This is a genomic window from Stenotrophomonas sp. (genome assembly GCF_050737075.1).
Classification (GTDB): domain Bacteria; phylum Pseudomonadota; class Gammaproteobacteria; order Xanthomonadales; family Xanthomonadaceae; genus Stenotrophomonas.
In genome coordinates this window covers 1-8,765 of the sequence record NZ_JBOHXV010000138.1, presented here as the reverse complement: position 1 = coordinate 8,765, position 8,765 = coordinate 1, and the positions used below count along the sequence as shown (strand labels likewise).

The following is an 8,765-nucleotide window of genomic DNA, read 5'->3' as shown; positions in this document are numbered from 1 at the left end:
CCCGCTCCGGGACACGCCGCAAGTACGTCCTTGTAGGCTGCTCCAAAACATCCATGTTTTGGAGCGTCCCTCCGGGGGCTACCCGCCGGCCGCCCCCACACACTTCGAGGGCGGCTGGAAGAAGCAGGCACGCATTGCATGCGCCGGCCAACGGCCGGCTCCCGCTTTTCCCGTGGCAACGACACACTGTCGAAGGGGCGGCGGGGGTAGGCTTGCGGGGGCATGAGCCGCATGGATGCGGCGACTGAGCCTACATGGACGTATTTACGGCGTCCCCCGCGGGCCTGCCGCCGCCGGCCCAAATCGGGGAGCGCCTGCAGCCTCCGGCTGTTCGCGCAAAGGCATGAAGCAGCCGGGCAGAGCCCGGCTCCACCAATGTTGCGCAGGTCCGGCGTTAGCGGCGGTCCGCCATCAGGTTGTCGAAGGTCTCGGTGTAGTCCTTGAACTGCGGGATGCGCGTGGTCAGGTCCGGCGGGATCGGCTGCATGCCGGGTGGGACCTGGATCTTGACCGCGCGCTTGTCCGGGTCGTGCGGGGCGTCGGTGAGCGTGTTCTGGCGGAGCACCTGCAGCTTGCCGAACATCTGCTGGAGCAGGGCCTGCTGGTCGGCGTCGAGCGGGATTTCGATCTCGTCGATCTTCATGTGGCCGTTGGGCAGTACGATGATGTTCGGCGCCGGTGCGCGACGCACCGTGACCATGCCGTCGCTGACGGTGATCTTGGGCTTGCCGCGCTCGGCGCGGTGGTTGCGGTATTCCTGGTCGCAGCCGGTGGCGGCAAGGCAGAACAGGGCGAACAGCAGCAGGCACAGCTTCTTCATGGTGGGCGAAGAATGAAAAAAGGGGAGGACTAGTGTAGTCCTCCCCCGTGCAGGCGGCCCAGCTGCGACCGAACGTCGCAGGTGGTCGTGGCTCAGCTGTGGCAGTCGTCGATGTCGCTCTGGTCCATCGTCGCGTACGGCTTGAAGGCCGGCAGCGCGGCGGCCAGGGCCTGCTGCTTGGCCATCATCGTCGGCAGCAGACCGCACAGCTGCTTGGCGCTGGCCTCGATCTTGGCGGCTTCGGCGTTCACCCGCTCCTCGATCCCCTGTGTGTCGCCCGAGAACACCCCGCGCAGCGCCTCGCCGGCCGCCTTCACGCCCAGGTTGGCACCGGCCACGCCGATGTCCATGCCCGCGCCGGCCAGCGCTTCCACCTGCTTGCGGTAGTCCAGCAGCAGCGCACGCTGCTGTGCGTCGATGGTCACCGCCGTGCCGTTGATCAGCAGGTCGCCCTGCGGTGTGATCTCCGCCTTGTTGTCCTGGCCGTCGGAGATATTGATGTTGCCCTGCGCGATTTCCGTCCGCGCCTTGTCCGTGGCGTCCTGGACCTTCTTGCCGATCGAGTCCGCATCCACCACCGGCTTGCCGGTGGCAGGCGGGGTCTTGTTGGAATCGGCGTTGCCACAGGCCGCCAGCGGCAGGCACAGCAGCAGGGTGGGCAGCAACAGTCGAATGTTCATGGTCAGATTCCTTGTAAGAGACTCGCAGCGCGGTTGTGACATGCCCGACGGGGCCGGCGTTACCAACCGGCGTTACGCAGCAGCGGACTAACAGTCCGCTCTACTTGCCGCGCGGCAGCTGCACGCGACCGCGCACGTTGCTGTGGTTGATATCGCCGCTGCCGCTGTTGGCCACCGTCAGGTCGCCGCCGACACCGCGCACGGTCACGTCGCCCGAGCCGTGACGCTCGACCTTGACGCTGCCGCCGACATCACGTGCCTCGACATCACCCGAGCCGATGTTGCCCAGGCTGACGTTGCCCTTGACCTGGCGCAGGTCGACGTCGCCCGAACCGACCGTCTTGATGTCCACATTGCCTGCCACCCCGTCCAGGGTCAGGTCGCCCGAGCCGATCGTGCCGACCGTGGCGTTGCCGCGCAGGTTGCGGCCGGTGAAATCGCCCGACCCCACCGACAGCAGGTTCAGCGCGCCGGCACCGTCCAGCTCCACGTCACCCGAACCGATGGCCGCCGTGACCAGGCCCTTGATGTCGCGCAGCTTGATGTCGCCCGAGCCCACGTCCGCGCTGAGCGAATGCGCGCCGGTCACGCCGGCGTCGCCCGAGCCGACCTTCATCTGCACCAGCACGTTGTCCGGAATGGTGCCGCGCAGGTCCAGGTAGGCGTAGGTGTCGCCGCTCATGTTGAAGCGCATCCCCTGGTTCTCACGTTGCAGGCGCACCACCAGCTTGTCGCCCACCTTCTGCTGGGTCACGGTCAGATCGCGCAGCCAGTCGGCGTTGGAGGCACAGGCGCGGCCGTTGAGCTGGGCGGCGCCCGGGCCGGCCTGCAGCACCAGGTCGTGCTGGTTGACCTCGAACACCACCGCCTTGGCGCCGGCCACGTCGAGTTTCAGCTCGCGCGGGGCGTTGAACTTGCACTGCGGCTCATCGGCCAGTGCGGTCAGCGGCAGCAACAGCAGGGAAGCAAGGGCGATCGTGCGGATCATGGGCAGTTCCTCGACAGGGGCGGGATCAGATTTCGCCAGCGCGGCGGCGCAGGCGGATGGCGATGAAGATGAACACCGCGCCGGCGGCGGCGCCGATCCACAGCTCGGGCAGCTGCAGCGCGGCCAGCTGGCTCGACGGGGACAGGGCCGCGGCCACGTTGTCGCTGTCGCGCATCACCGCCTGCAGCTGGTCGGTGCGGTAGAACAGGTCGCTGCCCGGCAGGGTGCCCAGCAGCAGGCGGCCGACGATGTGCTGCCAGAACCAGCCGCTGGTCATGTCGAACAGCTTCATCACGTTGGTGGTGCTGACGATGATGCCGGCGAACAGCGGCAGCATCACCGCCCACAGGAACGGCTTGGACTTGGCCCAGGCCGACCACATCAGCAGCCAGCCCACGGTCGGCAGTGCCCACAGCAGGAACACCGGCAGCCAGGACAGGTGGCTGACCACGAAGTTCAGCGGGCTGGCCGGCCCCCAGATCAGGGTCATCGGGTTGCCGCCGTGCATCATCACGACTACCGAGAGCACCAGCATGAAGCCGAACATGGTCAGCACCGAGGCGATCACCGCGATCACCGGCGCCACCAGCAACGCGCTCAATGCCTTGGACAGCACCGTCTGGGTGTCCGACAGCGGCAGCGACTTCCAGAACAGGATGCTGCGGTCGCGGCGGTCGTCATACAGCGCGCCAAGGCAGTAGAAGAAGACCACGAAGGCCAGCACCACGAACGGCCACAGCGAGCTGAGTACCAGGGTGGCATCCAGCGTGTTGCCGAGGTCGGCCATGCCCTTGGCATCCAGCTGCTCGGTGAGCACCTTGAGGTCCAGGCCGTTGACGTTGACGTTGGTGTTGTCGATATGCAAGCCGCCGTTCTCGGCCGCGCGGCGCAGGCCCCACATGCCCAGCAGGATGCCGATCAGGCTCATCACCAGCGAGATGCCGCCGGCGATCAGCGGGGCCCACAGGAAACCACCGCGGTTTTCCCAGTACTCGCGCTTGAGCAGCCACTTGAAGGTGCTGGCCTTGCTGATGGGGTGGTTGACGGTGTTCATGCGTAGGTTCCCTTCATGATGGCCACGAACAGATCCGCCAGCCCCGGGCTGCGGAGTTCGCCAAGCGGTGTGAGCTGGGCGCGTGGCACCCCGTCAAAGAGCATCACGGTCTTGCCGAACGGCAGGCCGCGCTCGTCGATCGGCTTGAGCGCGCGCGCCGCGTCCACGGTGTCGGCCGAGACCAGCACTTCGGTGTACCGCTCGCCCACCTCGTCCATGTCGGCGGTCAGTACGATGCGGCCGTCGCGGATGAACATCACGTCGGTGAGGATGTGCTCGATCTCTTCCACCTGGTGGGTGGTGACGATGATCGTCTTCTGTTCGTCGAAGTAGTCCTCCAGCAGGCGCTGGTAGAACTCCTTGCGGTACAGGATGTCCAGGCCCAGGGTCGGTTCGTCCAGCACCAGCACCTTGGCGTCGATGGCCATGACCAGCGCCAGGTGCAGCTGCACGATCATGCCCTTGGACAACTCCCGCACGCGCTGCTTGGGCTGCAGCTTGGTGCTGGCCAGGAAACGCTCGCAGCGGGCGCGGTCGAAGCGCGGGTGGACCCCGGCAACGAAGTCGATCGCCTCGCGCACCTTCATCCAGCGCGGCAGCACGGCCACGTCGGCGATGAAGCACACCTCGTTCATCAGGGCGTTGCGCTGCACGGTCGGGTCCAGCCCGAGCACGCTCAGTTCGCCCTCCACCTGGGTCAGGCCGAGCAGGGCCTTCAGCAGCGTGGTCTTGCCGGCGCCGTTGGGGCCGATCAGGCCGGTGATCCGGCCCGGGGCAATGGTGAAGCTGGTGTTGTCCAGCGCGAGGGTCTGCTTGTAGGCCTTGCGCAGGCCTCGGGCGGAAATGACGACATCACTTGCAACGGCATTCATGAGGATTTCCCCTGGGGCAGCAATTCGTCGAGGTTCAGGCCCAGGCGCTGGATGCGCTCCAGGACCAGTGGCCATTCTTCATTGAGGAACCGGTCGCGCTCGCTGCTGCGCAGCTGCGTGGCCGCTTCTTCGGTCATGAACATGCCCAGCCCGCGGCGCTTCTCGACCAGGCCTTCGTCGGCCAGTTCCTGGTAAGCGCGCGAAACGGTGATGGGGTTGAGCTGGTACTCGGCGGCCACCTGTCGAACCGAAGGCAGCGCGTCGCCGGGCTTGATGATGCCGTCAAGCATCATGGCAATCACGCGTTCTTTCAGCTGACGGTAGATCGGAGCACCATCGCTCCATTGGATATCGCTCATGGTCAGCTCCGTGGGTTCAGCGACTGTGCGAATGAGAAGTAAGGCATGGACAGGGAGCTGTGCAGCCGGCGGGGAGGCGTGGGGGCGCCGTCGGCGGTCCCTGCCTTGATGACGCCTGCGTCCTGCGGGCCTTCCAACGCACCGGTGGCGATGTCGCCGCCACGGTCACCGGCGGGGATGCTGAACCAGCCGAGCACCAGCAGCGCGGACGCGGCGGTGAGGGCTTTGGCGGAGTGGTGGCGCATGCGGTTCATGGGCTTCCCCTGCATCAGGTGACTGGTGTTGTATGCAACTATAACACCGACACGCCGAAGTGCAATACCCGACACACCCCAACTCATGGCAGGGGTGTGACAAGACCTGAATGGGTGACTTAAGTGGTTGATATATCTGGCATATGTGGCGCTGCGTTGCAGCAGGTGCGGTGAGCGTGCATTCAGTCGCGTGATGGCCGCGTGCGTCACGCAGGCCGAAAACGCCCGGTGATATATTCCGCCGGTGCCTGCCCTGCAGGGTTTTCCTCATTCTCTCTACCGGAGTTCCGCGATGTCCCAGACCCCTTCCGTGCCGTCCCCGTTCCACGCCGCGCGGACCCGCGTTCGTCGCTGGGGCAGCGGGCTGCTGCTGGTCGGGCTGCTGGGCAGCGGCGGCGCCCAGGCCGCGGGTCTGCTCGACCTCAATTACCGGCCGCTGGCCGGCAAGACCGAGGTGAACCTGCAGAAGCAGTACGGCGGCAAGGTGCTGCTGGTGGTCAACACGGCCAGCAAGTGCGGCTTCACCCCGCAGTACGAGGGGCTGGAGGCGCTGCAGCAGAAGTACAAGGCGCGCGGGTTCTCGGTGCTGGGCTTCCCGTCCAATGACTTCAAGGGTCAGGAGCCGGGTGACGAGGCCCAGATCCAGGAATTCTGCACGCTGACCTATGGCGTCAAGTTCCCCATGTTCCAGAAGGTGCAGGTCACCGGGCCGGAGGCGACACCGCTGTATCAGCGCCTGGCCGCCGCCACCGGCGTGCAGCCGGGCTGGAACTTCCACAAGTATCTGCTGGCGCGCGACGGCCGGGTGGTGGCGCAGTTCCCCAGCAAGGTCACCCCCGATGACCCGGCGCTGGTCGCCGCGATCGAACGCGAGCTGTCCGTGGCGCCTGCAAAGCGCTGACATCCTCGACATCTCGCACGTGCGTGCGACAATGAACGCTTTCGCGCCGACGTCGGCGTCCAGTCACTTCCAGGAAAGCAGCAAATGAAGATGGGAATGCGCGGCGCAGCGGCGTCGGTTCTGATTCTGGCGATGGGTGCCACGGGTACCGCGATGTCGCAACAACCGGCCGCAGGCGCGGCTGCCAAGGAGACTTCCGTTTTGACTTCCCAGCGTGAAAAGCTCGGCTACGCCATCGGCATTGATGTGGCCAACTCGTTCGCCCCGATCTCCAGCGAGATCGACCTGGCGGCCCTGCGTCGCGGTGTGACCAATGCCTTTGAAGGCAAGCAGCCGCTGATCAGCCAGGAAGAGGCCCAGAAGACCGACCAGGCGCTGCGCCAGGCCATGATGGTCAAGAGCGGCCAGCCGGTTCCGGGCATGGCGCCGGGCACCCCCGCACCGAAGGTGGACCGCGTGAAGGTCGGCGAGATGCTGGGCAGCTACGCCGTGGGCCCGTCGCTGGCACCGCTGAAGGACGATGTGGACCTGGACGCGCTGTTCGACGCGGTCACCACCGTGTTCAACAAGGGCACGCCGAAGATGACGCCCGAGCAGGCCAAGTCCATCCTGGAAGGCTTCATGGCTGCCAAGCAGGCCGAGCAGCAGGCCAAGGCCGCCGCACAGGGCGGCACCAACCGCACCGAAGGCAACGCCTTCCTGGCCAAGAACAAGACCGTGCCGGGCGTGGTCACCACCGCGTCGGGCCTGCAGTACCAGGTGCTGCGTCCGGGTTCGGGCGAACGCCCGATGCCGACCAGCAAGGTGCGCGTGAACTATGAAGGCAAGCTGCTCGACGGCACCGTCTTCGACAGCAGCTACCAGCGCGGCCAGCCGGTCGAGTTCGGCCTGGACCAGGTGATCAAGGGCTGGACCGAAGGCGTGGCACTGATGCCGACCGGTTCCAAGTACCGCTTCTGGATCCCGGGCGAGCTGGCCTACGGCGAGCAGGGTACGCCGGGCGGCCCGATCGGTCCGAACGCGACGCTGACCTTCGACGTTGAACTGCTGAACGTTCTTCCGTAATCGGAACTGGAGTCACCACGGACATGCGTGTTTCGATTTTCGGTACCGGCTACGTCGGTCTGGTCACGGGTACCTGCCTGGCCGATGTTGGCCACCAGGTGGTCTGCGTCGACATCGACCAGGCCAAGGTCGACGGCCTGAACCGTGGTGTCATCCCGATCTATGAGCCCGGGCTGGAGCCGATGGTCAAGGCCAACCATGCCGCGTCGCGGCTGGCCTTTACCACCGACGCCGCCTCGGCGGTCACGCATGGCCAGGTGATCTTCATCGCCGTGGGCACGCCCCCGGACGAGGACGGCAGTGCCGACCTGCAGTACGTACTGGCCGTGGCCCGCACCATTGGCCAGTACATGACCGTACCGACCGTGGTGGTGAACAAGTCGACCGTGCCGGTAGGCACGGCCGACAAGGTCCGCGCGGCCATTGCCGAGGTACTGGCCGCGCGTGGCGAGGCGATCGCGTTCGACGTGGTCTCCAACCCCGAATTCCTCAAGGAAGGCGACGCGGTGGCGGATTGCATGCGGCCTGACCGCATCGTGATCGGCGCCGCCAATGCCGAGTCGGTGGCACTGATGCGCCGCCTGTACGCACCGTTCAACCGCAACCACGACCGCGTGGTGGAGATGGACGTGCGCTCGGCGGAGCTGACCAAATACGCCGCCAACGCCATGCTGGCGACCAAGATTTCGTTCATGAACGAAATCGCCAACATCGCCGAGAAGGTCGGTGCCGACATCGAGCAGGTTCGCCAGGGCATCGGCTCGGACCCGCGTATCGGCTGGCACTTCATCTATCCCGGTGCCGGTTATGGCGGCTCGTGTTTCCCCAAGGATGTGCAGGCGCTGGCGCGCACCGCCCAGCAGTACGGGCATGAGCCCAAGCTGCTCAATGCGGTGGAGGCGGTCAACGACGCGCAGAAGGGTCACCTGTTCCAGCTGATCCAGCGCCACTACGACCGTGGCGAAGATGAAGGCGTGCGTGGCCGCACCTTCGCGGTGTGGGGCCTGGCCTTCAAACCGAATACCGACGACATGCGCGAGGCCTCGAGCCGGCGCCTGTTGGCGCAGCTGTGGGAAGGCGGCGCGCGCGTGCGCGCCTACGACCCGGAAGCCACCGACGAGGCCCGCCGCATCTTCGGCGAGCGCGATGACCTGGTGTTCTGCGACAACGCCTACGACGCGCTGGATGGCGCCGATGCGCTGGTGGTGGTCACCGAGTGGAAGCAGTTCCGCAGCCCGGATTTCGTCCGCCTGCGCGAAGCACTGAAAGACGCGGTGGTCTTCGACGGCCGCAATCTGTATGACCCGCAGGAGATCGAAGCCGCGGGCCTGGCCTATTACGGCATTGGCCGGGGACGTTCGCTGCATGCATGAGTCCACTCCCTCCGCGCGTGAGCAGGCGCTTGAAGCGCGCCTGATCGAACTGGAAATGCGCGTGTCCTTCCAGGAACAGGCACTGGCCGAGCTGAGCGAAGCCCTCGCCGATGCCCGCATCGAGGGCACCCGCAACGCGGACCTGACCCGCCTGCTGCTGGAGGACCTGGGCAAGGTCCGCAACGCGCTGTATTCCGATTCGGGCGAAGAACCGCCGCCCCCGCACTACTGATCGATCTGACGCCATGAGCGATACCCTCCGCGACCAGCTGCTGGGCCTGGGCTTCAAGTCCGCGCCCAAGCCCGAACGCACCCCCGACGCCCGCCGTGACGGCCGGCCCCCGAACAAGCCGCACGGCGCCCGCCCACCGGCAAAGGCCGGCGAGGGCGCCCGTGCGC

The 8,765-nt window shown here is 66.4% G+C and carries 11 protein-coding genes and 1 pseudogene; 5 read left to right on the top strand and 7 right to left on the bottom strand.

Features of this window, described 5'->3' with window-relative positions; all coding sequences use genetic code 11:
• Window positions 1-394: 394 nt before the first annotated feature.
• The 7 genes from ACREPD_RS20950 to ACREPD_RS20920 form a co-directional block, all read right to left on the bottom strand.
• Window positions 395-820, bottom strand: a complete 426-nt coding sequence (locus tag ACREPD_RS20950; RefSeq protein WP_421571218.1) for a hypothetical protein — start codon at window positions 818-820, stop codon at window positions 395-397.
• A 92-nt stretch (window positions 821-912) separates the two neighbouring features.
• Window positions 913-1,500 (bottom strand): DUF2884 family protein, encoded by a 588-nt coding sequence (locus ACREPD_RS20945; RefSeq protein ID WP_431601084.1) that lies wholly within the window; start codon window positions 1,498-1,500, stop codon window positions 913-915.
• A 100-nt stretch (window positions 1,501-1,600) separates the two neighbouring features.
• A complete protein-coding gene (locus tag ACREPD_RS20940) occupies window positions 1,601-2,488 on the bottom strand; it encodes a DUF4097 family beta strand repeat-containing protein (protein WP_431601083.1) in 888 nt (295 codons plus the stop codon).
• Between the two features lie 25 nt (window positions 2,489-2,513).
• Window positions 2,514-3,542: a hypothetical protein gene (locus ACREPD_RS20935; protein ID WP_431601082.1), complete on the bottom strand. Its 1,029-nt coding sequence runs from the start codon at window positions 3,540-3,542 to the stop codon at window positions 2,514-2,516.
• Window positions 3,539-4,414: an ABC transporter ATP-binding protein gene (locus tag ACREPD_RS20930; RefSeq protein WP_431601081.1), complete on the bottom strand. Its 876-nt coding sequence runs from the start codon at window positions 4,412-4,414 to the stop codon at window positions 3,539-3,541. The genes ACREPD_RS20935 and ACREPD_RS20930 overlap by 4 nt, the downstream gene beginning before the upstream one ends.
• Window positions 4,411-4,773 (bottom strand): GntR family transcriptional regulator, encoded by a 363-nt coding sequence (locus ACREPD_RS20925; protein WP_019185943.1) that lies wholly within the window; start codon window positions 4,771-4,773, stop codon window positions 4,411-4,413. The genes ACREPD_RS20930 and ACREPD_RS20925 overlap by 4 nt, the downstream gene beginning before the upstream one ends.
• A 2-nt stretch (window positions 4,774-4,775) precedes the next feature.
• On the bottom strand, window positions 4,776-5,027 hold the full coding sequence (locus tag ACREPD_RS20920) for a hypothetical protein (protein ID WP_431601080.1): 252 nt from the start codon (window positions 5,025-5,027) through the stop codon (window positions 4,776-4,778).
• 292 nt (window positions 5,028-5,319) lie between these two features.
• On the opposite strand from ACREPD_RS20920, the gene ACREPD_RS20915 reads away from it, so the two are divergent.
• The 5 genes and pseudogenes from ACREPD_RS20915 to ACREPD_RS20895 form a co-directional block, all read left to right on the top strand.
• Window positions 5,320-5,928 (top strand): glutathione peroxidase, encoded by a 609-nt coding sequence (locus tag ACREPD_RS20915; RefSeq protein ID WP_431601079.1) that lies wholly within the window; start codon window positions 5,320-5,322, stop codon window positions 5,926-5,928.
• An 84-nt stretch (window positions 5,929-6,012) separates the two neighbouring features.
• Window positions 6,013-6,993, top strand: coding sequence for an FKBP-type peptidyl-prolyl cis-trans isomerase N-terminal domain-containing protein (locus ACREPD_RS20910; RefSeq protein WP_431601078.1), 981 nt, complete (start codon window positions 6,013-6,015; stop codon window positions 6,991-6,993).
• A 23-nt stretch (window positions 6,994-7,016) separates the two neighbouring features.
• Complete coding sequence (locus tag ACREPD_RS20905; protein WP_431601077.1) at window positions 7,017-8,366, top strand: UDP-glucose dehydrogenase family protein; 1,350 nt, start codon at window positions 7,017-7,019, stop codon at window positions 8,364-8,366.
• Window positions 8,359-8,598: a SlyX family protein gene (locus tag ACREPD_RS20900; RefSeq protein WP_421571209.1), complete on the top strand. Its 240-nt coding sequence runs from the start codon at window positions 8,359-8,361 to the stop codon at window positions 8,596-8,598. The genes ACREPD_RS20905 and ACREPD_RS20900 overlap by 8 nt, the downstream gene beginning before the upstream one ends.
• Window positions 8,599-8,611: 13 nt before the next feature.
• Window positions 8,612-8,765, top strand: a pseudogene (locus ACREPD_RS20895) (DUF2058 domain-containing protein); the annotation flags it as partial.

Excerpts from the sequence above, each read along its gene's own strand:
- ACREPD_RS20905 (WP_431601077.1), top strand. The coding sequence starts at position 7,017 with ATGCGTGTTTCGATTTTCGGTACCGGCTACGTCGGTCTGGTCACGGGT.
- ACREPD_RS20950 (WP_421571218.1), bottom strand. The coding sequence starts at position 820 with ATGAAGAAGCTGTGCCTGCTGCTGTTCGCCCTGTTCTGCCTTGCCGCC.
- ACREPD_RS20945 (WP_431601084.1), bottom strand. The coding sequence starts at position 1,500 with ATGAACATTCGACTGTTGCTGCCCACCCTGCTGCTGTGCCTGCCGCTG.
- ACREPD_RS20910 (WP_431601078.1), top strand. The coding sequence starts at position 6,013 with ATGAAGATGGGAATGCGCGGCGCAGCGGCGTCGGTTCTGATTCTGGCG.
- ACREPD_RS20900 (WP_421571209.1), top strand. The coding sequence starts at position 8,359 with ATGCATGAGTCCACTCCCTCCGCGCGTGAGCAGGCGCTTGAAGCGCGC.
- ACREPD_RS20940 (WP_431601083.1), bottom strand. The coding sequence starts at position 2,488 with ATGATCCGCACGATCGCCCTTGCTTCCCTGCTGTTGCTGCCGCTGACC.
- ACREPD_RS20935 (WP_431601082.1), bottom strand. The coding sequence starts at position 3,542 with ATGAACACCGTCAACCACCCCATCAGCAAGGCCAGCACCTTCAAGTGG.
- ACREPD_RS20915 (WP_431601079.1), top strand. The coding sequence starts at position 5,320 with ATGTCCCAGACCCCTTCCGTGCCGTCCCCGTTCCACGCCGCGCGGACC.
- ACREPD_RS20920 (WP_431601080.1), bottom strand. The coding sequence starts at position 5,027 with ATGAACCGCATGCGCCACCACTCCGCCAAAGCCCTCACCGCCGCGTCC.
- ACREPD_RS20925 (WP_019185943.1), bottom strand. The coding sequence starts at position 4,773 with ATGAGCGATATCCAATGGAGCGATGGTGCTCCGATCTACCGTCAGCTG.
- ACREPD_RS20930 (WP_431601081.1), bottom strand. The coding sequence starts at position 4,414 with ATGAATGCCGTTGCAAGTGATGTCGTCATTTCCGCCCGAGGCCTGCGC.